This is a genomic window from Streptomyces sp. HP-A2021, from assembly GCF_022807935.1.
Lineage (GTDB): Bacteria > Actinomycetota > Actinomycetes > Streptomycetales > Streptomycetaceae > Streptomyces > Streptomyces afghaniensis.
Genome location: NZ_CP094344.1, coordinates 8,275,205 through 8,297,472 on the forward strand (window position 1 = coordinate 8,275,205; position 22,268 = coordinate 8,297,472).

23 protein-coding genes are annotated in these 22,268 nt (G+C 72.6%); 8 read left to right on the forward strand and 15 right to left on the reverse strand.

The window, feature by feature from the left end; translation table 11 throughout:
- Positions 1-45: 45 nt before the first annotated feature.
- From MQE23_RS37380 to MQE23_RS37390, 3 genes are all read right to left on the reverse strand, one after another.
- Positions 46-1,620 carry an alkaline phosphatase D family protein gene (locus MQE23_RS37380; protein WP_020277798.1) on the reverse strand — a complete coding sequence of 525 codons (1,575 nt, stop codon included), beginning with the start codon at positions 1,618-1,620 and terminating at the stop codon, positions 46-48.
- Positions 1,621-1,760: 140 nt separating this feature from the next.
- Positions 1,761-3,203 (reverse strand): PLP-dependent aminotransferase family protein, encoded by a 1,443-nt coding sequence (locus MQE23_RS37385; protein WP_243381449.1) that lies wholly within the window; start codon positions 3,201-3,203, stop codon positions 1,761-1,763.
- A 60-nt stretch (positions 3,204-3,263) separates the two neighbouring features.
- Positions 3,264-4,094 (reverse strand): alpha/beta fold hydrolase, encoded by an 831-nt coding sequence (locus tag MQE23_RS37390; RefSeq protein WP_020277800.1) that lies wholly within the window; start codon positions 4,092-4,094, stop codon positions 3,264-3,266.
- A 161-nt stretch (positions 4,095-4,255) separates the two neighbouring features.
- On the opposite strand from MQE23_RS37390, the gene MQE23_RS37395 reads away from it, so the two are divergent.
- Both MQE23_RS37395 and MQE23_RS37400 read left to right on the forward strand, forming a co-directional pair.
- A complete protein-coding gene (locus MQE23_RS37395; RefSeq protein WP_037674613.1) occupies positions 4,256-5,140 on the forward strand; it encodes an RNA polymerase sigma-70 factor in 885 nt (294 codons plus the stop codon).
- 170 nt (positions 5,141-5,310) lie between these two features.
- Complete coding sequence (locus MQE23_RS37400) at positions 5,311-6,072, forward strand: GntR family transcriptional regulator (RefSeq protein WP_243381450.1); 762 nt, start codon at positions 5,311-5,313, stop codon at positions 6,070-6,072.
- Positions 6,073-6,188: 116 nt separating this feature from the next.
- On the opposite strand, the gene MQE23_RS37405 is transcribed toward MQE23_RS37400, so the two are convergent.
- From MQE23_RS37405 to MQE23_RS37415, 3 genes are all read right to left on the reverse strand, one after another.
- Positions 6,189-7,331 (reverse strand): ROK family transcriptional regulator, encoded by a 1,143-nt coding sequence (locus MQE23_RS37405; RefSeq protein ID WP_243381451.1) that lies wholly within the window; start codon positions 7,329-7,331, stop codon positions 6,189-6,191.
- A gap of 88 nt (positions 7,332-7,419) precedes the next feature.
- The gene (locus tag MQE23_RS37410; RefSeq protein WP_020270737.1) at positions 7,420-8,082 is read right to left on the reverse strand and encodes a response regulator transcription factor; all 663 of its coding nucleotides are present in this window, start codon (positions 8,080-8,082) and stop codon (positions 7,420-7,422) included.
- Positions 8,083-8,096: 14 nt separating this feature from the next.
- Complete coding sequence (locus MQE23_RS37415) at positions 8,097-9,266, reverse strand: histidine kinase (protein ID WP_020270738.1); 1,170 nt, start codon at positions 9,264-9,266, stop codon at positions 8,097-8,099.
- A 108-nt stretch (positions 9,267-9,374) separates the two neighbouring features.
- Between MQE23_RS37415 and MQE23_RS37420 the strand changes: the two genes are divergently transcribed.
- The 3 genes from MQE23_RS37420 to MQE23_RS37430 all read left to right on the forward strand — a co-directional run bounded on the left by MQE23_RS37420 (position 9,375) and on the right by MQE23_RS37430 (position 11,524).
- Entirely contained in the window at positions 9,375-10,298 is a 924-nt protein-coding gene (locus tag MQE23_RS37420) for an ABC transporter ATP-binding protein (RefSeq protein ID WP_020270739.1), read from the forward strand.
- Positions 10,299-10,300: 2 nt separating this feature from the next.
- Positions 10,301-11,026, forward strand: a complete 726-nt coding sequence (locus MQE23_RS37425; protein ID WP_037667656.1) for an ABC transporter permease — start codon at positions 10,301-10,303, stop codon at positions 11,024-11,026.
- Between the two features lie 66 nt (positions 11,027-11,092).
- Complete coding sequence (locus tag MQE23_RS37430) at positions 11,093-11,524, forward strand: hypothetical protein (protein WP_020270741.1); 432 nt, start codon at positions 11,093-11,095, stop codon at positions 11,522-11,524.
- Positions 11,525-11,528: 4 nt separating this feature from the next.
- Here MQE23_RS37430 and mug read toward each other — a convergent pair whose 3' ends face one another.
- The 7 genes from mug to MQE23_RS37465 all read right to left on the reverse strand — a co-directional run bounded on the left by mug (position 11,529) and on the right by MQE23_RS37465 (position 18,610).
- The gene (mug, locus tag MQE23_RS37435; RefSeq protein ID WP_020270742.1) at positions 11,529-12,074 is read right to left on the reverse strand and encodes a G/U mismatch-specific DNA glycosylase; all 546 of its coding nucleotides are present in this window, start codon (positions 12,072-12,074) and stop codon (positions 11,529-11,531) included.
- 13 nt (positions 12,075-12,087) lie between these two features.
- Entirely contained in the window at positions 12,088-13,530 is a 1,443-nt protein-coding gene (gene purB / locus MQE23_RS37440; protein WP_020270743.1) for an adenylosuccinate lyase, read from the reverse strand.
- 136 nt (positions 13,531-13,666) lie between these two features.
- The gene (locus tag MQE23_RS37445; protein WP_020270744.1) at positions 13,667-14,212 is read right to left on the reverse strand and encodes a PH domain-containing protein; all 546 of its coding nucleotides are present in this window, start codon (positions 14,210-14,212) and stop codon (positions 13,667-13,669) included.
- 147 nt (positions 14,213-14,359) lie between these two features.
- Positions 14,360-15,139: an SGNH/GDSL hydrolase family protein gene (locus tag MQE23_RS37450; protein ID WP_020270746.1), complete on the reverse strand. Its 780-nt coding sequence runs from the start codon at positions 15,137-15,139 to the stop codon at positions 14,360-14,362.
- A 73-nt stretch (positions 15,140-15,212) separates the two neighbouring features.
- Positions 15,213-16,226, reverse strand: a complete 1,014-nt coding sequence (locus tag MQE23_RS37455; RefSeq protein ID WP_020270747.1) for a hemolysin family protein — start codon at positions 16,224-16,226, stop codon at positions 15,213-15,215.
- The gene (locus MQE23_RS37460) at positions 16,223-17,563 is read right to left on the reverse strand and encodes a hemolysin family protein (RefSeq protein ID WP_020270748.1); all 1,341 of its coding nucleotides are present in this window, start codon (positions 17,561-17,563) and stop codon (positions 16,223-16,225) included. The genes MQE23_RS37455 and MQE23_RS37460 overlap by 4 nt, the downstream gene beginning before the upstream one ends.
- Positions 17,564-17,719: 156 nt before the next feature.
- Complete coding sequence (locus MQE23_RS37465) at positions 17,720-18,610, reverse strand: MBL fold metallo-hydrolase (protein ID WP_020270749.1); 891 nt, start codon at positions 18,608-18,610, stop codon at positions 17,720-17,722.
- A 99-nt stretch (positions 18,611-18,709) separates the two neighbouring features.
- On the opposite strand from MQE23_RS37465, the gene MQE23_RS37470 reads away from it, so the two are divergent.
- The 3 genes from MQE23_RS37470 to MQE23_RS37480 are packed head-to-tail and all read left to right on the forward strand — an operon-like array spanning position 18,710 to position 20,903.
- The gene (locus tag MQE23_RS37470) at positions 18,710-18,925 is read left to right on the forward strand and encodes a hypothetical protein (protein ID WP_243381452.1); all 216 of its coding nucleotides are present in this window, start codon (positions 18,710-18,712) and stop codon (positions 18,923-18,925) included.
- Complete coding sequence (locus tag MQE23_RS37475; RefSeq protein ID WP_243381453.1) at positions 18,912-20,318, forward strand: amidase; 1,407 nt, start codon at positions 18,912-18,914, stop codon at positions 20,316-20,318. The genes MQE23_RS37470 and MQE23_RS37475 overlap by 14 nt, the downstream gene beginning before the upstream one ends.
- A 42-nt stretch (positions 20,319-20,360) precedes the next feature.
- Entirely contained in the window at positions 20,361-20,903 is a 543-nt protein-coding gene (locus MQE23_RS37480; protein ID WP_037667675.1) for a TetR/AcrR family transcriptional regulator, read from the forward strand.
- Here the strand turns inward: MQE23_RS37480 and MQE23_RS37485 are convergent.
- The gene (locus tag MQE23_RS37485) at positions 20,893-21,318 is read right to left on the reverse strand and encodes a GNAT family N-acetyltransferase (RefSeq protein ID WP_020270803.1); all 426 of its coding nucleotides are present in this window, start codon (positions 21,316-21,318) and stop codon (positions 20,893-20,895) included. The genes MQE23_RS37480 and MQE23_RS37485 overlap by 11 nt on opposite strands.
- Positions 21,319-21,373: 55 nt before the next feature.
- Positions 21,374-22,267, reverse strand: a complete 894-nt coding sequence (locus MQE23_RS37490; protein ID WP_020270802.1) for an LLM class F420-dependent oxidoreductase — start codon at positions 22,265-22,267, stop codon at positions 21,374-21,376.
- Position 22,268 lies beyond the last annotated feature (1 nt).

The following is a 22,268-nucleotide window of genomic DNA, read 5'->3' on the forward strand; positions in this document are numbered from 1 at the left end:
GGCGGGTAAAAGGGCTGGCTTGCCCGCTTTATCAAGCCTTCAAACTTACTGGCCGACCAGACCCGGCTGAAGCTCCTTCGTGAACAGCACGGTTCCGTCCTGCTCGCGCAGCCGTACCGTCAGCTCACCGCTGCCGCCGTCGATGTCGACCTCGCCGAAGAACTGGTAGCCGCCGGCGGGGGAGACGTTGGCGGTCGTCGGCGCCTTCAGGAACACACGGTCCGGACCGAAGGTGCCGTCGAGCGTGTTCGCGGGGAAGGCGCCGGCGTTGAGAGGGCCCGACACGAACTCCCAGAACGGCTCGAAGTCGGTGAACGCGGCCCGCGACGGCTGGTAGTGCTGCGCCGAGGTGTAGTGGACGTCGGCCGTGAGCCACACCGTGCCGGTGATCCGGCGGTGCTTGACGAAGCGCAGCAGCTCGGCGATCTGGAGCTCACGGCCCAGCGGGGCGCCGGGGTCGCCCTGGGCGACGGCCTCGATGTTCGGCTTGCCGTCGCCGGTGTCCGGGACGACCAGGCCGATCGGCATGTCGGAGGCGATCACCTTCCACACCGCGCGGGAGCGGGACAGCTCACGCTTGAGCCACTCCAGTTGCTCGCGGCCGAGGATGCCCTGCGGGTCGGTGGGCTGGTCGTCCGGCGAGTTGGCGTTGCGGTAGGTGCGCATGTCCAGCACGAAGACGTCCAGCAGCGGGCCGTGGTGCTGCACGCGGTAGACGCGGCCGTCGGGGCGGCGCAGCGTGGAGATCGGGAAGTACTCGGAGAAGGCCCGGCGGGCGCGGGCGGCGAGCACGTCGACGTTCTTCTCGGTGTACCGGGTGTCGCCGAGGATCTCGCCCGGGTACCAGTTGTTGGTGACCTCGTGGTCGTCCCACTGGATGATGGACGGGACCTGGGCGTTGAAGGCGCGCAGGTTCTCGTCCAGCAGGTTGTAGCGGAAGTTGCCGCGGAACTCGGCCAGGGTCTCGGCGACCTTCGCCTTCTCCTCGGTGGTGATGTTCCGCCAGGTGCGCCCGTCGGGCAGGGCCACGGTCTCGGTGAGGGGCCCGTCGGCGTAGATGTTGTCGCCGCTGCAGAGGAAGAAGTCCGGGTCCAGGGCGGCCATCGCGTCGTAGATCCGGTAGCCGCCGAGCTCCGGGTTGATGCCCCAGCCCTGACCGGCCAGGTCGCCGGACCAGACGAACCGTACGCCGTCACGGCGCTTGTCGGACGCCGTGCGGAAGGTGCCGGTGACCGGCTCGCCGGTGCGGCGCGGGTCGTCCGGGTCGGCGAGCAGCACCCGGTAGTGGATCTGCTCGCCGGACGGCAGGCCGTGCAGCCGGGTCGTGCCGGTGAAGTCGGTGCCCGGGCCCAGCAGCGGGCCGTGCCATCTGCGCGGGTTGCGGAACGACTCGGTCGCCGACGTCTCGACGATCATCCGGGCCGGCCGGTCGGAGCGCACCCACACCAGCCCGGAGTCGCGGGTCACGTCCCCCGCCTGCACACCCCACCCCGCCTTCGGACGCCCCGACCGCGCGAAGGCCGGCGCCGCGCCGAGAGCGGTGGGCAGGGTGAGGGCCGCCGACGCGGCGAGGGAGCCGCGCAGGACGCTGCGGCGCGCGGGGAGCGGACGGTGTGACATGGATGCGCCTCCAGGGACGGGATCCGGCCAGTGTGCACAGCCACACCTACTGGCACGCCGCGGCGCACACACGAACCCCAAGTGAACAACTGACCGCGGGAGGAGGGGAACCGGCGGGAACCCGTGAGCTCCGCCGGTAGTCACCTCGTGGCCGCCTCCGCCATCAGGCGTATGCCCTCGTGGATCCGGGCGGGCGGGACGTGCGCGTAGCCCAGCACCAGCCGTATCCGCTTCGGCCCGTCGGTCTCCTCCCGCGCGGGACGCGGGTGTGCGTAGGCCGACAGGGGGCGTACCGCCACCCCGGCCGCTGTCACGCGGGCGAGGAAACGGTCCTCGGGGCCGTAGCGCTCCGGCAGCGTGGCGATCACGTGCAGGCCCGCGGCGATGCCCGAGACGCGGGAGCCGGGGAAGTGCTCGTCGAGGGCGGCGGTCAGGGCGTCACGGCGCTCGCGGTAGGCGCGCTGACAGCGGCGCAACTGACGGTCGTAGTCGCCGCGTTCCAGGAACCGGGCGAAGAGCGCCTGGTCCAGGGCCGGGTGGCCGAGGTCCATGGTGCGCTTGCGTTCGACGAGTTCCTCCGCCCAGGACTCGGGCACCAGCAGCCAGCCCAGCCGCAGCCCCGGCGCCAGGGACTTGCTGACCGAGCCCGTGTAGGCGACGCGGTCCGGGTCGAGGCCCTGGAGCGCGCCGACGGGAGCGCGGTCGTAGCGGAAGTCGCCGTCGTAGTCGTCCTCCAGGACGATGCCGTCCACGGACCGCGCCCAGTCCAGCAGTTCGGCGCGACGGCGGGCCGAGTAGGCGATGCCGGTGGGGAACTGGTGGGCCGGCGTCGTCACCACGGCCCGCACGCCCGACGCCCGCAGCGGCTCCAGGGCGATTCCCTCCCCGTCCACGGGCAGCGGTACGGCGGTGACCCCGGCCGAGGCGTACAGCGCGTCGTGCTGGGGACTGCCCGGGTCCTCCACACCCACGGTGCGCACCCCGCGCGCGTGCAGCGCGAAACCCAGCAGCGTCGTCGCCTGGGCCACCCCGGAGACCACCACGATCCGCTCCGGGTCGGCGACCACACCCCGCCGCCGGGCGAGCAGTCCGGCCAGCGCGGTACGCAGCCGGGGCAGCCCGCGGGGATCGGGATACCCCAGCTCCTGGTGCGGCAGTTCCGCCAGCACAGCGCGCTGGGCGGCGGCCCACGCCGAGCGCGGGAACAGCGACAGGTCCGGCGTCCCGGGCACGAAGTCCGCCCGGGCACCGCGGGAGCGGGGAGCGAGGTCGTGCGCCCGCGTCCGGGCGGCCCGTACGGCCGAGCCCACCCACGTGCCGGCGCCCCGGCCGCTGCGCAGATAGCCCTCCGCCGTCAACTGCTCGTACGCCTCCGTGATCAGCCCCCGCGACACTCCCAGGTCAGCCGCGAGATCCCGGCTCGACGGCAGCCGGGTGCCCGGCGCGAGCCGGCCCGAGCGGACCGCCTCGCGCAGCGCCGCCTGAAGGGAACGGCCACGCGTGCGTGCCGGCGCGGAAGCGGCCGGGAGGAGCAGCTCCCAGGCGGGCGACACGGGCTCGTTGCGGTCGTCCATGCGGTCCATGCGGTCAGTCTGCCGGATCCGCGGCCGGGCTTTCCGCCGAGCCGGTTGCCGCCCCGCCGGTCAGCGGCTGCCGTCGAGGACGACCCGGGCGACCAGTGCCGGGTCGTCGTTCATCGGGACATGGCCGCAGCCGGGCAGCCGTACCAGCCGGGCGCTGGGGATGACGCTCTTGGCGCGCACGCCCTGGCGGGGGATCAGCAGCCGGTCCCGGTTGCCCCACGCCACGGTGACCGGTGTGCCCACGATGTCGTCGGTGAACTGCACGGTCCTGCCGGAGCGGAGGGTCTCGGAGAACCCCTGCGCCCGGGCCAGCGCGAGCGTCTCGGCGACCACGGCCTCGGGCGAACGACGGCCCGGGCGGGCGTAGATGGTGCTCGTCAGCAGGGTGCGGCCGATAGCCGGCCGGGACAGCCGTTCGACGACCGACAGCGGCATCCGCTGGGCTATCTGGCGCATCGTCATCAGTACCGTGAAGGCGTAGCGGCGCTCGGCCTCGTTCCAGAACCCCGCGGGGGACAGGGCGGTGACGGAGCGGACGAGCTGCGCCCGGGCCAGCTCCAGGGCCAGCAGGCCGCCCAGCGAGTTGCCCGCCACGTGCGGCCGTTCGATGTCCAGGGCCTCGCAGAGCGCGGCCAGGACGGTGTTCATGGTCGGCAGGTCGTGCGCCATGCCGTCCGGGAGCGCCGGTGAGGCGCCGCAGCCGGGGAGGTCCACGGCGATCACGTCCCGCTCGGCCGCCAGCGCGGGTATCACCGGGTCCCACACCTGCCGGTGGTGGCCGATGCCGTGCAGCAGGAGCAACGGTTCGCCGCTGCCCTGACGCGTGTAGGACAGGGTCACGTTCTGCTCGCCGTGTGCGGAGGCGACTTTGAAGGAGACGGTGGCGGACATGGGGTGCTCCTCGGCTGTACTCGCTGACGGACGCCGTAGACAGCTTGTCAGCAATTGCTACCGGCGGGTAGCCCCAAGCTGTCGCCACCTTCACGGCCACGCTTTCCGGGAGGGGCGATTCCGCCTGGACAGGGCCGCACCGGTGGGTTGGGATGGAGCCCGTGACCACCGAGACCGCGACCGACGTCTTCGAAGCGCACCGCCCCGTCCTGCTGGGCGTCGCCTACCGCATGCTGGGCCGCGTCGCCGACGCGGAGGACGTGGTCCAGGAGGCCTGGCTGCGCTGGTCGGGCAGCGACCGCGGCGACGTGCGCGAGCCGCGCGGCTACCTCGTACGGATCACCACCCGCCTCGCCATCGACCGGCTGCGCCAGATCAAGGCCCGCGGGGAGACCTATGTCGGCCCCTGGCTGCCCGAGCCGTACGTCACCGACTTCGGCGACACCGTGCCGGACACCGCTGAGCGGGCCGTGCTCGCGGACTCCGTCTCCCTGGCCGTCCTCGTCGTCCTGGAGTCGCTGTCGCCGCTGGAGCGGGCGGTGTTCGTGCTGCGCGAGGCCTTCGCCTTCCCGTACGCCGACATCGCCGCCATGCTCGACCGCGGCGAACCGGCCGTGCGCCAACTGGCCGGGCGGGCGCGCAAGCACGTCGAGGAGCGGCGGCCGCGCTACGAGGTCGACCCCGTCCAGCGGCGCGACCTCACCGAACGGTTCCTCGCCGCCGCCGCGAACGGCGACCTCGAGGGGCTGATGGAGCTGCTCGCCCCGGACGTCCGGCTCGTCGGCGACAGCGGCGGCAAGTCGCGGGCGCCGCTGCGGGTTCTCCAGTCGGCGGACAAGGTGGGCCGCTTCCTCGTCGGCGCCGCGCAGAAGGGCGTCCCCGACTTCTCCCTGCGCTTCCTGGAACTCAACGGCGGCCCGGCCGTGCTGGTCATGTCCGGCGGCAAGCCCGACTCCGTCTTCCAGCTCGACGTCGCCGACGGCCGCGTCCAAGCGGTCTACATCGTCCGCAACCCCGACAAGCTGCACTCGTTGGCCGCCCCCTAGACGGCGCCGCGGCAGCCCCGCCGCGGCCTCGTACGAACGTCCCGTGAACGTTCCCGGCCATTGGTCTTGACCAAGGATCAGGGCCGTCCTATGGTCGCAGAGAAGTGAAACAACCTTTAAAAAACAAGGGCGCGAAAAAGCCGCCGACCACGGCGATTGCGGAGGACAGGGTGGGGACCACGCAGCTGGAATCGGTGCCGGAACCGAAGTACTGGCATCTCAAGACCGTGCTCAGTGAAGCGCTCGACTCGGAGTTCTCGGTCGGGGAGATCCTGCCCAACGAGCGCGACCTCGCGGCCCGCTTCGGCGTCGCCCGCGCCACGCTCCGCCAGGCCCTGGAGCAGCTCGAACTGGAGGGCAGGCTCCAGCGCCGCCGCGGCGTCGGTACGACCGTCGCGCCGCCCCGCATGGGCGTCTCGCTCGGTACCGGCCCGCACACCTGGCCGGGCGGCCCCGAGGACGCCTGGCAGCCTGTCGACTGCACTGCCGCCGTGCCGCCCGTGGCCGTCGCCGACGCGCTGGAGACCGGCAGCGACGAGCCCGTGCACATCGTGCGCCGCTCCCGCGTCTCGCAGGGCCGGCCGGTGGCCGCCGAGCTGCTGTACATCCCGCGGTCCTCGGTGCCCGACCTGACCGGCATCGACGCACCGTCCGGGTCGGCACGCGCGCGTGCGGTGCTGCGTGAGCTGCAGCGGCTGGAGCTGGACCGGCAGGAGAACGCGGTGGAGCTCGGCTCCGCCGGGGCCGACGACGCGAGGGAGCTGGACCGGCTGCCGGGAGCGCCCGTGCTGGTGGTGACGACGCGGTTCGTGGTTGCGGGGCGTGTGGCGGCGTTGTCCGTCGCGACGTATCGCGCTGACACGTGTCGGTTGACCTTCGGGGACGCGGGGGGCGTGGAGATCCACGCCGGGCCGCAGCGGCAGGCGTCCTGATCCTTGCGCCGTAGGGGGGTGGTGCGTGGGGGCTGCGGGTGCGTTGTGGCTGGTCGCGCCCACGCGGCGGAGCCGCATATCGACACAGCCCCGCGCCCCCAGAAGGGCGTTGTCGTTCAGCGGCGTTCGACCGTGAACAGTTGTTCCTCCACATGGTCCAGGGCGAGACGCAGGGCGCCTGTCGCCACTGCCGCGTCTCCCAGGCGGGAGAGGGTTACCTGCGGGGGACGCAGGCAGTAGCGGGCCAGTTCGTGGCGCAGGGGGTCCAGGACGCCGTCCAGGCCCGCTGCCCAGCCGCCGATGACGACCAGTTCCGGGTCGAGGGCGAGGACCAGCGCCGCCACGTCGTGGACCAGACGCTGGAGGAAGCGGTCGACGGCCGCGCGGGCCCGCTGGTCGCCCTCGCGGGCCTGTGCGAAGACCCCGGCGACGGCTTGTTCGTCGAGCGGGTGCAGCGGTTCGTCCGTGGTGGACAGCAGCGTCTCCGGCGTCACCTCCCGGCCGAGGAGATGCAGCGCGCCGATCTCGCCGGCCGCCCCGCCGTAGCCCCGGTGCAGCCGCCCCCCGATCAGTGAACCGGCGCCGGGGCTGAGCCCCGCCAGCACGAACACCACGTCGTCCGACTCGACGGCCGCGCCCTTCCAGTGCTCGGCGACGGCCGCCGCGTTGGCGTCGTTCTCGACCAGGACCGGGCACTTGAACGACCGGCTCAGCCGCTCGCCCAGCCGCAGCCCCGTCCACCCGGGCAGCGCGGTGCTCAGCCGTACCGTGCCGTCCGCCTCGACGATCCCGGGCGTGGCCACGCCCACGGCCCGCAGCGAGCCGCGTGCGACACCGGCCCGGCGCAGCAGTTCGGCGACGGCGCCGCGCAGCCGCTCCAACCGCTCGTCGGCCCCGGCCGTCTCGGGCACGTCCTTGGCCTGGGAGCCGATCACCCGGCCGTCCAGGTCGGCCAGCAGCACGGCCACCCGGTGCGCGCCGATCTCCAGCCCCAGCAGATGCCCCGCCTCCGCCCGGAACCGGAACCGCCGCGCCGGCCGCCCCTGCCGCCGGGCGGCACCCTCCTCGGCCGCCTTCTCGACGACGAGACCGGCCTCGATGAGCCCTTCGACGACGCCCTCGACGGTCGGCCGGGACAGCCCCGTCACCCGGGTGATCTCGGTCAGCGTCGCGCAGTCCGTGGCACGCAGCGCGTGCAGCACCACCGCGGAGTTGATCCTGCGCAGCAGCGAGGGATCCCCGCCGGTCAGCCGCCCCACCGTCCGTCCTCCCAGCTCGTGCGCGTGTTGGCCGGATCGTACTCGGCGCGGCGGACCCCGGCGAGGGGCACGCACCGGCCCTCGCCGATCAGCCCGGCGCCACGAACCCGGACTCGTACGCCGCGATCACCGCCTGCGTACGGTCCCTCGCTCCCAACTTCGCCAGCACGGCGCTCACATGCGACTTCACCGTCTCGGTGCCCACCACCAACCGGGCGGCGATCTCCGCGTTCGACAGGCCCCGCGCCATCAGCCGCAGCACTTCGCCCTCCCGCTCGGTCAGCTGGGCCCGCTCCATCGCCGCCCGCGCGGCCCGGTTGCCGCCGCCCTCGCCGTACTCGGCGGCCAGCTGCCGTACCGAGGCCGGGAACAGCAGCGACTCGCCCTCGGCGATCAGCCGCACCGCGTGCACGATCTCGGCCGGCCGGGCCCGCTTCAGCAGGAACCCGTCGGCACCGGCCCGCAGCGCCTCGTACACGTACTCGTCGTTCTCGAACGTCGTCACGACGAGGATCCGCGGCGGTTCGTCGACCGTCCGCAGCAGCGCCCGGGTGGCCTCGATACCGTCCAGCAGCGGCATCCGTACGTCCATGGCGACCACGTCGGGCCGCAGCTGCCGCACGAGCGGGATCACCGCCGCCCCGTCCGCTGCCTCCCCGACCACCTCGATGTCGGGCTGTGCCTCCAGCACGGCCCGCAGGCCGGCGCGCACGAGGGGTTCGTCGTCGACGAGGAGAACGGTGACCGGCATCGGACCAGCGTAGATCAACTCAACGGCAGCTCGACATGAACCTGCCAGTCACCTTCGTCGGGGCCGGTCCGGGCCAGCCCGCCGAGCAGGGCGGCGCGCTCGCGTATGCCACGCAGGCCGCTGCCGCGTCCCGGGCCGGGTACGGGCTGCGTCAGCGGGTTGCGGATCGCCAGGACGAGCGTGTCGTCGGCGACGTGCACGCGGACGCGGACCGGGACCGCCCCGGCGTGCCGCAGCGCGTTGGTCAGCGACTCCTGCAGGATCCGGTAGCCCTCCCGGGACACCGGCCCGGGCACGGTGTCCACCGGGCCGGTCACCTCGGCGTCGACCTTCGCCCCGGAGGACCGCGCGGACTCCAGCAGCCGGTCCGCGTCCACCAGGGTGGGTCTGCTGCTCACGGGCTTCCGCGACTCGCGCAGGACGCCCAGCACCCGCTCCAGGTCCTCCAGGGCGGCCCGGCCGGTCTCCTCGATGGCGACCAGCGCGCGGTCCGTGAACTCCGGGTCACCGGACGCCCGTGCGGCCCCCGCCTGCACCACGGCGACCGTGAGCGCGTGCCCGATGGAGTCGTGCAACTCGCGGGCGATGCGCGTGCGTTCCAGGAGCTGTTCGGTGCGCTCCTCCAGTGCCGCGAGACGCTCCGCGGGTGACGGGCCGAGCAGGCGCAGGGCGATGCGGGTGATGAGGTGCCCCGAACCGACGACGACCGCGGCCCCGAGGATCAGGGGCAGGGGCGCGAGCAGGGCGTGCCACGGGTCGGGGCCTTCGACGGGGAGCCAGGCGCCGCCGACACGCTGGTCACTGATCGTGGTCGACACCAGGTCCATCGTGAGGAGGAGAAGCTGGACGCAGAGATGGGACGCCAGGACGCCGAGGAACAGCCGCGCCCCCAGCCACACCACCACCCGGCCACGGTCGCTCCAGGTGGCCGAGGGGGTGCTCATGATCTCCTGGGTCTCGCCGCCGTCCCGATGGCCGGTCAGCAGCAGCCGGGCCTGGAACCCCTCCACGACCCGCATGGCGGGGACCAGGCCCGCGATGCCGAGCAGCACGGTCGCCGTGCCCACGGTCCACCAGGCCTCGTCGATGAACAGCCACAGGGACGGCCACACGATGGCCATGGACAGATGCAGCAACCGCGTGTACGTCACCGCCCGCGTCAACGGGCGCAGCATGCGGACCATTGCGCCATCGTGCCAGCCGCCACTGACCTCGAGCCTCCCCCGCACGGGGGAGACGATCTCCACCACAGGGGGAGGCCCGCCGCCCGGACCATCGGCCACGCTGCTGCCATGACCAGCATCGAAGTCCAGGACCTCACCAAGGAGTTCGGCACCGCACGAGCCGTGGACGGCCTCACCTTCCGTGTTCTGCCCGGCCGCGTCACCGGCTTCCTCGGCCCCAACGGCGCCGGCAAGTCCACCACCATGCGACTGGTACTCGGCCTCGACCGGCCGACCGCCGGTTCCGCCACGATCGGCGGCCGCGCCTACTCCACCCTGCGCGAACCCCTGCGCCACGTCGGCGCCCTGCTCGACGCGCAGGCCGCGCACGGCTCCCGTACCGCCCGCGACCACCTCCGTGTCCTGGCGGCGAGCAACCGCATCCCGGACCGCCGGGTGGACGAGGTGCTGGAAGAGACGGGCCTGGCTTCGGTGGCCCGGCGCCGGGTGCGGACGTACTCCCTGGGCATGCGCCAGCGCCTCGGCATCGCCGCCGCCCTGCTGGGTGATCCCGAGGTGGTCATGCTGGACGAGCCGTCCAACGGACTCGACCCCGAGGGCATCGTGTGGATCCGGCAGTTGCTGCGCCGGCTCGCGGAGGAGGGCCGCACGGTCCTGGTTTCCAGCCATCTGATGAACGAGACCGCGTCCTTCGCGGACCACCTCGTCGTCCTCGGCCGGGGCCGGCTGCTCGCCGACACGCCGATGCGGGACTTCATCCACGCGCGCGTGCAGCCTCGCGTACGCATTCGTACGACCGACCCCGTGGCCCTCAAGAGGGCTCTCGCTCCGCACGGCCACGAGGCCGTGGAGCACGTGGACGGTCACTGGACCGTGCATCACGCACGCGTGGACGACATCGGCCGCATCACCTCGGCCGCGGGTGTGCCGGTGCTCGAACTCGCCGCGGAGGAGGGCACCTTGGAGCAGGCGTACTTCGACCTCACGTCGGCCGAGACCGAGTTCACCGCACAGCAGCCGCAGGAGGCATGACCATGGAACTCACCCCTGTCCTCCGCTCCGAGTGGCTGAAGATCCGTACGCTCCGCTCGCTTCCCGGAGCGCTCCTGGCCCTGTTCGCCGCGACCACGGCGTTCTCCGCGATCGCCGGTGTCTCCGGGACGTCGGACCCTGACTTCGACCCGCTGTTCACGGCCCTGTCCGGGGTCGTGGCGGGGCAGATCGCGGCCGTCTCCTTCGGGGCCATGGCCGTGTCGTCGGAGTTCCAGTCGGGCGCGCTCCGGCTCTCGCTGGCCGCGGTGCCGCGGCGCGGCCGGTGGTTCGCGGCCAAGGCGGCCGTCATCGCCGTACCGGCGCTGCTGGTAGGGCTGGTGACCGCCCTCGTGGCCCTCCTCGTGGCCCGGGCCGGGCTCGGCCCGGCGGCCGACGGGCTCGGCACCGGCGAGCAGGTGCGCGGCGTCGTGGGCTGCGGTGTCTACCTCATGCTGATGGCCCTGTTCGCCGCCGGACTCGCCGCCCTGCTGCGCAGCGGCGTGGCCACGCTGTCCCTGCTGATCCCGTTCATCCTCGTCGTGTCGTTCGTGATCGGCGACGCGACGGGCACGGTCGCCGACTTCCTGCCCGACAAGGCGGGACAGCTGGTCCTGAGGGAGACCTACGACGGCACCCTCGGGCCGTGGTCGGGGCTCGGGGTGACCGCGCTGTGGACGGCGGGCGCACTGCTGGCGGGGGCGTGGAGCCTGCGCCGCCGGGACGCCTGACCGCAACAACGGCGGGAACAGGTTGACGCCCCGCCAAGTGTCAGTGGGGCCGGGTTTACTGGACCCATGAACATCGCACAGCACATCGCCCTCATCGACGAGCTGTGCTACCGCCCCTTTCCGGCGGAGCACGGCCCGTCGGACGTCGGCGTCTCCGGACCCGGCCGGCACACCGCGGTGTTAGAGGCCGCGCCCGACGACGACCCGGCGCTCCACGCGGTGACGATCGACCAGTACGAGAAGGACCGGGACGCCGTCTACGAGCTTCTCGCCTCACGCTGGGGCGACACGCCCCCCTACAACCTGCAGACCGTCCTGCTGCGCACCGAGCGCGAGGAGATACCCCGGCCGTGGGCCGAGTTGAGCGCCTGCGCGAGCGTCGCGTACGTGTGGGAGGTGGAGGGCACCGGCCGCTGGGTCGCCGTGGCGGTCACCGACCGCGACACGTCGCACGAGGTGCGGCTGCTGGCCCTGGTCACGGAGACGGACCCGCCGTGAGCGATCAGCTCTCGGCAGCTTCCCGCAGCCGCGCGAACTCCTCGGCCATCGTCTCGGCCGTCCAGTGCGCGTTCAGCCCGCTCGGATTGGGCAGCACCCACACCCGCGTGTCCCCGACCATCCGGGACTGCGGGCCGACCCGGGCCTTCCGGTCGTCGAACGCGGCGCGGTACGCGGTCACTCCGACCACGGCCAGCCAGCGCGGCCGCAGCCGCCCCACTTTCAGCGCCAGCAGCCGCCCGCCCTCCCGGTACTCCTCGGCGCTCAGCTCGTCGGCCCGAGCGGTCGGCCGCGCCACGACATTGGTGATGCCGAGCCCGTACGACAGCAACTCCTGCTGTTCGGAGGGCTTCAGCAGCCGCGGCGTGAACCCGGAGCGGTGCAGCACCGGCCAGAAGCGGTTGCCGGGGCGGGCGAAGTGATGGCCCGTCGCGGCCGTCATCAGCCCGGGATTTATGCCGCAGAACAGCACCCGCAGACCGTCCGCGACCACGTCCGGCACGACACGGTCGCGGGCGGCCTGAAGCTCCTCGGGCGTGAAACGGGGCATCGGGTGCGACGCGTCAGAGGATCGCGCCGGGCGTGTAGCCCGCGGCCTGGGGGTGCTGCTTCACGATCTCCTCGACCCGGGCGACGACGGCGGCGACCTGGTCGCCCGCGGCACCCGTGAAGGACAGCTTGTCGGCCATCAGCGCGTCCAGCTCGGCGCGGTCGAGCGGAATGCGCGCGTCGGCGGCCAGCTTGTCGAGCAGTTCGTTGCGCGCGGCGCCCTGCTCGCGCATCGCGAGCGCGGAGGCCACGGCGTTCTCCTTGATCGCCTCGTGCGCGAGCTCCCGGCCCACGCCCGCGCGCACGGCACCCATCAGCACCTTGGTGGTCGCGAGGAACGGCAGGTAGCGGTCCAGCTCACGCGCCACGACCGCCGGGAACGCGCCGAACTCGTCGAGCACCGTGAGGAACGTCTCCAGCAGACCGTCCAGCGCGAAGAACGCGTCCGGCAGCGCGACCCGGCGCACCACCGAGCAGGACACATCGCCCTCGTTCCACTGGTCGCCCGCGAGCTCGCCGGTCATCGAGGCGTAGCCGCGCAGGATCACCATCAGGCCGTTGACGCGCTCGCAGGAGCGGGTGTTCATCTTGTGCGGCATCGCCGAGGAGCCGACCTGGCCCGGCTTGAAGCCCTCGGTGACCAGCTCGTGCCCGGCCATCAGCCGGATCGTCTTCGCCAGCGACGACGGCGCCGCCGCCAGCTGCACCAGCGTCGTCACGACCTCGTAGTCCAGCGAGCGCGGGTAGACCTGGCCGACCGAGGTGAACGCCTGCGAGAAGCCCAGGTGCGTGGCGATCCGCTGCTCCAGCTCCGCGAGCTTCGCGGCGTCCCCGCCCAGCAGGTCCAGCATGTCCTGAGCGGTGCCGACCGGGCCCTTGATGCCGCGCAGCGGGTAGCGGCCCAGCAGCTCCTCGATGCGGCCGTAGGCGACGAGCAGCTCGTCGGTGGCGGTCGCGAAGCGCTTGCCGAGGGTGGTCGCCTGCGCGGCGACGTTGTGCGAGCGGCCGGCCATGACCAGCTCGCCGTACTCGCCGGCCAGCTTGCCCAGGCGGGCCAGGACGGCCACCGTGCGGTCGCGCATCAGTTCCAGCGAGAGCCGGATCTGGAGCTGCTCGACGTTCTCGGTGAGGTCGCGGGAGGTCATGCCCTTGTGCACGTGCTCGTGCCCGGCGAGGGCGTTGAACTCCTCGATCCGCGCCTTCACGTCGTGCCGCGTGACCTTCTCGCGCTCGGCGATGGAGGCCAGGTCGACGGTGTCGAGGACACGCTCGTAGTCGGCGAGCGCCGCGTCCGGCACCTCGATCCCGAGGTCCTTCTGGGCCCGCAGCACGGCGAGCCAGAGCTGCCGCTCCAGCTTCACCTTCTGCTCGGGCGACCAGAGCGTGGCGAGCTCGGCGGAGGCGTAGCGTCCGGCGAGGACGTTCGGGATGCGGGGCTTGGCGGGAGCGGAAGTCACGTGGACGGATTCTACTGGCGGTTCCTGCAGGCCGACGCCGCGGGTACCTTCGTGGGAACCTACTAGAGGTGCTCGCACAGGCAGAGGAGAAGCCCCGGCTCGGGCTCCTCGCCGGGGCTTCCTGGTGATCTGTTCCCTACAGGCTGTCGAGGATCTTCGTCCGTCGATCCCGGTATTCCGCGTCCGTGATCGCTCCAGCTGCCCGCAACTGGTCCAGCGTCGTCAGGCGCGAAGCGATGTCGGTCGCGGGGGAGGTCGCTGAGGACGCGGGCGGCATCGGAGCGACCGGGGCACCACTGGCCGAGATCTTCATGCGCAGGTGGTCGGCCAGCGCCTTCCCCTGATCCTTCGGCACCTGCTTGATCTCGGCCTTGTTGCCCGACGCGAACACCGTCAGCGTTCCCATCAGCATGCCGCCCGACCACTGCACGGAGCTGATCCGGCTGTACGGGAAATCCTCCACCTTCTGGGACATCACCCCATGGAAGTAGAAGACCAAACGCTGATTCGTCATCGCCAGCAGACCGTTGCCCTTGCCGTACACCCCCGTGGCGAGCATCTCCACTGTCTCGCCCTCCCACAGCACCTCGGGAAGCCTCTGGATCTCCCGCTTCGCGCCGAAGGAACTGGACAGCTTCTCGGCCGCCGCATCAATGTCCGGCCGCACGTTGAACGCCACCATGGCGGTCCCCCCTTCAGGATGGTGCCCGGATCGTACCGAGGTGCGGCCGGCCACGAGCACCGTCGACGTCAAGGCCCACACCGGCACAGGAAAAGGTCGGGTCAGTCAGTTCCCCTGGTCGTCGGCGGAGCGGCTTGCGGGAACCGCCTAAGCCCGGTGCTCGTACGGCAGCAGCTCGGGCCGCTTCGGCGGCAGGCCGTCGCCCGAGGAGCGGCCCGTCAGGCGGCGGCCTATCCAGGGCAGCAGGTGCTGCCGGGCGAACCGCAGGTCCGCCGCGCGGCGCATGACCCAGTCGGGCGGCAGGGTCGTGGGCATCGGGGTGCGCCACTCGGTGTCCTCGGGCTCGTAGCCGAGCGCCTGCCACACCCCTTCGGCGACCCGGCGGTGGCCTTCGCCCGTCAGGTGCAGCCGGTCCACGTCCCACAGCCGCGGGTCGGCGAGCGAGGGGGCGCCGTACAGGTCGACGACGATCGCGCCGTGCCGTGCTGCGAGCTCGTCGACGCAGACGAACAGCTCCTCCATGCGCGGCCGGAACCGCTCCAGGACGGGACCCCGGCGGCCCGGGCTGCGCATCAGCACGAGCTGCTTGCACGACGGGGCCAGCCGCTCCACGGCCTCCTCCAGGAGCCCCCGCACCCGGCCCATGTCGCACTTCGGCCGCAGCGTGTCGTTGAGCCCGCCGACCAGGGTGACGACGTCGGCCTCCATGGCCGCGGCCACGTCCACCTGCTCGTCGACGATCTGCCGGATCAGCTTGCCGCGCACCGCGAGGTTGGCGTAGCGGAAGCCGGGCGTGCGGGCCGCCATCCGCGCGGCGAGGAGATCGGCCCAGCCCCGGTACGTGCCGTCGGGCAACAGGTCCGACATGCCCTCGGTGAAGGAGTCGCCGACCGCGACGAGGCTGCTGTAGGTGGGGTTCGTGTCCATGGCGGCGGAAATAGTATCCCGTGCACATACCCAGCAGTCGGTCACCCACCCGGGAGCATCGGCGACCGGGCCCTCACGCCCGCTGGCCGAACAGCTCCCGCAGGACGTCCTCCATCGTCACGAGCCCGGCCAGCCGGCCGTCCGCCCCGAGGACGGCCGCGAGGTGCGTACGGCTGCCCCGCATCGCCGTGAGCACGTCGTCCAGCGGCGTGTGCTCCCGCACGCGCGCGATGGGCCGCATGTCCCGCAGCCGGAACGGCACATCGCGCCCGGCGGCGTCCAGCGCGTCCTTCACATGCAGGTAGCCGACGATCCGCCGCCCCTCGTCCACCACCGGGAAGCGGGAGAACCCGGACTCCGCCGACAGCCCCTCCAGCTCGTCCGGAGTGACGCCCACGCGCGCGTACACCACGCGTTCCAGCGGCAGCACCACGTCGCGCACCGGGCGGCGGCCCAGTTCCAGCGCGTCGTGCAGCCGCTCCTGGGCGCGGTCGTCGATGAGGCCGGCCTCGCTGGAGTCCTTCACGATCTGCGCTATCTCGGCGTCCGAGTAGGAGGCGGCGACCTCCTCCCGCGCCTCCACGCGCAGCAGCTTCAGCAGGGCGTTGGCGAAGGCGTTCACCGTGAAGATCACCGGGCGCAGCGCCCGGGACAGCGTCACCAGGGGCGGGCCGAGCGTCAGCGCGCTGCGCACCGGCTCGGCGAGCGCGATGTTCTTCGGCACCATCTCGCCGAGCAGCATGTGCAGATACGTGGCCAGGGCCAGCGCGATCACGAAGGACACCGCGTGTCCCGCGCCCTCGGCCACGCCCACCGCGTGGAACACCGGCTCCAGCAGGTGCGCGATCGCCGGCTCGGCCACCACACCCAGCACCAGCGTGCACAGCGTGATGCCGAGCTGTGCGGCAGCCATCAGCGCGGACACGTGCTCCAGGCCCCACAGCACGCTCTTGGCGCGCCGGTCGCCCCGGTCGGCGTAGGGCTCGATCTGGCTGCGGCGCACCGAGATCAGTGCGAACTCGGCGCCGACGAAGAAGGCGTTGACGACGAGCGTCGCCAGACCGATCAGCAGCTGGACGGCGGTCACAGCTCCGCTCCCTTCTCGTCGGGCTTCTCGTCGTCGAGAGGCGCGCGCAGCCGGACGCGGGCGGCCCGGCGGCCGGTGGCGTCCAGGACCTCCATCCGCCAGCCGGCGACCTCGAGGGTGTCACCGGCGGCCGGTATCCGGCCGAGCACCGTCGCCACCAGCCCGGCGAGCGTCTCGTACGGCCCCTCCGGGGCGCGCAGCCCGACGCGTTCGAGGTGGTCCACGCGCGCGGAGCCGTCGGCCGAGTACAGGGGGCGGCCGGCCTCGTCCGTGCCGGCCGGCGCGAGGTCGGGCAGCTCGTGCGGGTCGTGCTCGTCGCGCACCTCGCCGACGACCTCCTCGACGATGTCCTCCAGGGTGGCCACGCCCGCCGTGCCGCCGTACTCGTCGATCACGACGGCCATCGTGCGCTTGCCGGAGAGCCGGTCCAGGAGCCGGTCGACGGTGAGGGTCTCCGGGACCAGCAGCGGCTCGCGCATCAGCTCGGAGACGAAGATCCGGGTCCGGCGCTCCGCCGGGACCGCCAGCACGTCCTTGACGTGCGCCGTCCCGACGACCGAGTCGAGCGTGTCGCGGTAGACGGGGAACCGGGACAGGCCGGTCGCCCGGGTCGCGTTCGCCACGTCCTCCAGGGTCGCCCGCACCTCCAGGGCGACGACCTGCACCCGGGGTGTCATCACGTTCTCCGCGGTCAGGTCGGCGAGGTTCAGCGTCCGTACGAACAGCTCGGCGGTGTCGGCCTCCAGGACGCCTTCCTTGGCGGAGTGCCGGGCGAGCGCCGCCAGCTCCTGCGGCCCGCGCGCCGACGCCAGCTCCTCGGCGGGCTCCACACCGATCCGGCGCACGACCCGGTTCGCCGTGTTGTTGAGGTGCCTGATGAAGGGCCGGAACGCGGCGCTGAACCAGCGCTGGGCGTTGCCCACGGTCTTGGCGACCGCCAGGGGCGACGAGATCGCCCAGTTCTTGGGCACCAGCTCGCCGACGACCATGAGGAACACCGTGGACAGAGCCGTGCCCAGCACCAGCGCCAGGCTGTGCGACGCCGAGCGTGAGACGCCGGCGTCCTCCAGCGGCCCGGCGATCAGCGCGGCGATCGACGGCTCGGCGAGCATGCCGACGACCAGGTTCGTGACCGTGATGCCGAGCTGCGCCCCGGAAAGCTGGAACGTCAGGTTCCGTACGGCCTTCAGGGCGCCCTGCGCGCCCCGCTCGCCGCGCGCCACCGCCTGCTCCAACTCGGCGCGCTCGACCGTGGTGAGGGAGAACTCGGCCGCCACGAAGGCACCGCAGGCGAGCGAGAGCAGGATCGCCGCCAGGAGGAGGAGCACTTCGGTCATCGGTTCACCCCCGTTCCATGGTTCTCCAGGACGGGGCGGAACGCGCGGTGTCGCGCACTGGGAGGCTCGCCCATGGGCGGACGCTCACAACCTTTCATGCAGAACCGAGTGGCCATCCCAGGGTAAAGGATCAGCAAAGTCCTGCGGCCGGAGTGCTCAGCGGGAGTCGGCGGGCACGGGAGCGAGCCGGTAGCCGCCCTCGTGGGCGATGACGCGGCCGGCGGTGGGCGGTGCGAAGTGGGTGCCCAGGAGGAGGGTGTCCGTGCCGGCGAGCGCGCCGAGCAGTTCGCGGCGTGAGGCCTCCGACCGTCCGGGGTCGATGTCGACGCAGGCGCCGATACCGGGGTGGGCGAGCTGGACGGGGTGGTGGACACAGTCGCCGGTGATCAGTGCCGTCCGTCCGCGGCTGGTCAGTTCGACGGCGACATGGCCGGGGGTGTGCCCTGGGGTCGGGATCAGGCGCAGTCCCGGGACGACTTCGAGGCCCTCGGCGGGGACGTCGGGGAGGTCGAGCAGCCCCGCCTCCTCCACCGGGATCACGGAGTCGCGGAACATCTGGCGGCGCGCCTCGTCCATGTCGTACCCGGCCCAGAACTCCCGCTCGGTGCGGGAGGTCACGTAGCGGGCGTTCGGGAAGGTGGGAACCCACGCGCCGTTCACCTCCCGGGTGTTCCAGCCGACGTGGTCGGCGTGCAGGTGGGTGAGGATCACCAGGTCGACGGAGTCCGGGGGGAAACCGGCGGCGGTGAGGTGCCGAAGATAGTCGGTGTCCAGGCCGTGCCAGGCGGGATCGGCCCGCTCCTTGCCGTTGCCGATGCCGGTGTCCACCAGGACGCGCAGCCCGCCGACCGTGAAGGCGAAGCTGTGGCTGTCGGCGCGCAGGACGCCTTCGTCGTCGGCGAAGTGGGGGCGCAGCCAGTCCTGCCCGGCGACGACGTCGGGGGTGGCGTCGGGCAGCAGCCAGGCTCCGATGGCGGGTGGCAGAGGGATCTCGTCGACGCGGTGAACGGTGATGTCGCCCACGGTCCAGGAAGCGGGTGTGGTCATGGGTCCTCCTCAGGGCGCTTAACGCAATCCGTTTGCGTTAAGGCGACGGTAGATCCTAAGGTCCCCTAACGCAAACAGTTAGCCTTTACAGGGGGCCTCATGTCCCACCCCGCACTCACGCCACCCGAAGCGGCCCGCTGGGCCCGCCGCGCCGGACTCGCACTGCCCGCCGACCGTCACGCGGCGGTCGCGGCCACCGCCGACCACATCCACTCCGTCGTCTCGGTCCTGAGGGAGCTGGACTTCGGGGACACCCCGCCCGCCCTCGCCTACCGCGCCGCAGTGGCGAAGGAGACGCACGATGCAGCCGTATGAACTGACGCTCGCTGCCGCCGCCGACGCGATCGGGGCACGCCGGCTGTCCCCCGTCGAGCTGGCCGACTCCGTACTGGACCGCATCGAGCAGATGGAGCCGCACCTCCGGGCCTACGTCACCGTCGACGCGGAGGGCGCGCGCCGGGCGGCGCGCCGAGCCGAGAACGACATCGCGGCCGGCCGCCACCGCGGTCCGCTGCACGGCATCCCGATGGGCCTGAAGGACCTGATCGATGTCGCCGGTACGACCACATCGGCCGGGTCCCGGGTTCGGTCCGGCCACCGCGCGCACACCGACAGCACCGTCGCCGCACGTCTGTCGGCGGCCGGAGCGGTCCTGCTCGGCAAGACCCACACGCACGAGTTCGCCTACGGGCTGACCACCCCGCAGACCCACAACGCCTGGGACCCGGGCCGGGTCGCCGGCGGCTCCAGCGGCGGCTCAGCCGTCGCCGTCGCCGCCGGCACCGCCACCTTCGCCCTGGGCACCGACACCGGCGGATCCATCCGGGTGCCCGCCGCGCTGAACGGGGTCGTCGGCCTCAAGCCGACCTACGGCCTCGTCCCGCGCCACGGCGTCACGTCCCTGTCCTGGTCCCTGGACCACGTCGGCCCGATCACCCGCACGGCCGAGGACGCGGCCCTGGTCCTCGCGGTCCTGGCCGGCCACGATCCCCGCGACCCCGCGTCGCTGACCGCACCCCCGGCGCACTACCGGCCGGGCCCTGACACGGATCTGACCGGCCTGCGGATCGGGGTGCCGCGCACCTACTTCTTCGACCACGTCGACCCGGAGGTGGCAGCCGCCGTCCGGAGCGCGATCGGCCGGCTCCAGGCACTCGGTGCCCGCCTCGTCGACGTCGACATCCCCATGACCCGCTACATCCAGGCCACCCAGTGGGGTCTGATGGTGCCCGAGGCCACCGCCTACCACGAGAGCAGCCTGCGCACGGTCCCCGAGCTCTACCAGGCCGACGTCCGGATCCTTCTCGAAGCCGGTGAACTGATGCCCGCCGGGGACTACCTGCGTGCCCAGCGCTCGCGCACCCTCATGCGGCAGGAATGGGCGCGGCTGCTGCGGGAGGTCGACCTGATCGCCGCCCCCAGCGTGCCGATGACCGCCGTCGCGGCCGGGCAGGAGACGGTCACCTGGGCCGACGGCACCGTCGAGGGCGTCTCGGACGCCTATGTGCGGCTCTCGGCCCCGGCCAACATCACCGGCCTGCCCTCCCTTTCCGTCCCGGTCGGCCACGACACGGCGGGTCTGCCGATCGGCATGCAGCTCCTCGGGCCGCCGCTCGGGGAGAGTCTGCTGCTGCGGGTCGGGCACGCCAGCGAACAGACAGGACCAGCCCACGATCTCGCGCCCGCGACCCGAGCAGCACTGTGCTAGAAGCAATGGGTTCGCTTTAAGGTGGGTTCCGTGAGCAGGCAGATGGTGCGCCCCGGCGGGCGCAGCGCGCGGGTCCAGGCGGCGGTGCACACCGCCGTGCGCGAACTCGCCTCGGAGGTCGGCCGGGACGCCCTGACGGTGCCGATGGTCGCCCAGCGCGCGGGTGTGACGCCGTCCACGATCTACCGCCGCTGGGGAGACCTGCAGGTGCTGCTGTCGGACGTGGCGGTCGAGCGGCTGCGGCCCGACACCGAACCCGAGGACCTCGGCACCCTGGCGTCCGACCTGACGGTCTGGGCCGAGCAGTTCCTCGACGAGATGTCCTCGCCCGCCGGCCGCGCCTACATCCGTGACGCACTCCTCGGCGACCCGGACGGCGGCAACGCCGGCCAGTGCTCCGCCTACGCCGCCGAGCAGATCGACGTCATCCTCCGTCGCGCGTCCGAGCGGGGGGAGCCGGCACCCGGTCTCGAGACGGTCGTCGACCAGGTCGTCGCGCCCATGATGTACCGCATCCTGTTCCGCCCGGACGGACTCGACGCCGCCTACGCCCGCCTGCTGGTGGCCGGAGTCCTCAGTCGATGAGGGGCTTCACCCAGCGTCGCCACTGCTCCTCGGGCGCGTATCCGGCGGCTCCCCACGCGTGGTGCGCGGTCTCGTTGTCCGTGAGCACCATCGCGTCCGCGCGCCGCCCGCCGAGCGTGACGAACCGCTCCTCGGCCGCGGCGAGCAGCGCGGAGGCGATGCCCTGGCGGCGGTGGTCCGGATGCACGGCCAGCCGGTAGAGGTGGCAGCGCCAGCCGTCGAACCCCGCGATCACCGTGCCGGCCAACTCGCCGCCGCGCTCCGCGAGGATCAGGGCCTCGGGGTCGCGCGCGACGAGCCGCTCCACGCCACCGCGGTCGTCACTGATGCTCGTGCCCTCGGCGGCCACCTTCCAGAACGCCAGCACGGTGTCGAGATCCTCGGGCGTCGCGGCCCGGATACGCAGCTCGGTCATACGGTGATCACATCACGCACGGTCACCCTGGGCGCATGATTCCAGCATGCGGACGTCAGGCCCCGCGCACCCGCTCCATGACCGGCGCGAACGCCTCCATGTAGGGCTCGAGGACCGTCAGATACGTGAAGCCGTAGCGCTCTCGCCGGGCCAGGACCTGCTCGGCGAGTTCGTCCAGGGTGCCGACCAGAGAGACAGGGAGCTCCAGGACCTGATCCACCGTCATGTCCGGGATGTGTTCGAGGAACGGCCGGACCGCGGCCTCGCGGTCCTCGGTGCCGATCACCATCTGCAGGAGCAGGTTCAGCTCGGGCGGCTCCTCGCGGTGGTCCGCCGTGAGCTTCAGGTAGCGGGCCACGCGTTCGTCGAGCTCGTCCGCGGTGATCGGCGTCAACTGCCCGGTGGTGCTGCCCGGCACCGTACGTGCCCCGGTGAACGCCGCGATGTCGGCGTGCTCGGCGCTCAGCCGCAGCATCCGGTCGCCGTTGCCGCCGATCAGCAGCGGCACCCGGGGCCGCTGCGCCGCCTGCGGCTGGTGCTCGTCCGAGCCCAGCAGCCGCTTCAGCTCCTCGACCGTGCGCCGCAGATGGTCCACCCGCTCGCCCGGTGAGCCGAACGGCAGCCCGGCGCTGTCGTGCTCCGCCCGTACGTAGCCGGTGCCGAGGCCGAGCTCCAGACGGCCGCCCGTCAGCGCGTCCGTCGTGGCCACCTCGCGGGCCAGCAGCGTCGGGTTCCAGAAGCCCGCGTTGAGCGTGAAGGTGCCGAGCCTCGGCCGCTCGGTGGCCTCGGCCGCCGCCACCAGCGCCGGGAAGGGCGCCGGCATGCCCAGGTGGTCGGGGACGAGGATCACGTCGTACCCGAGCTCCTCGGCCCGGCGGCACTTGGCGCGCCACTCCTCGGCGGAGGCGGGTTCGAGCAGGTTGACCCCGAAGCGGAACGGACGCGACATG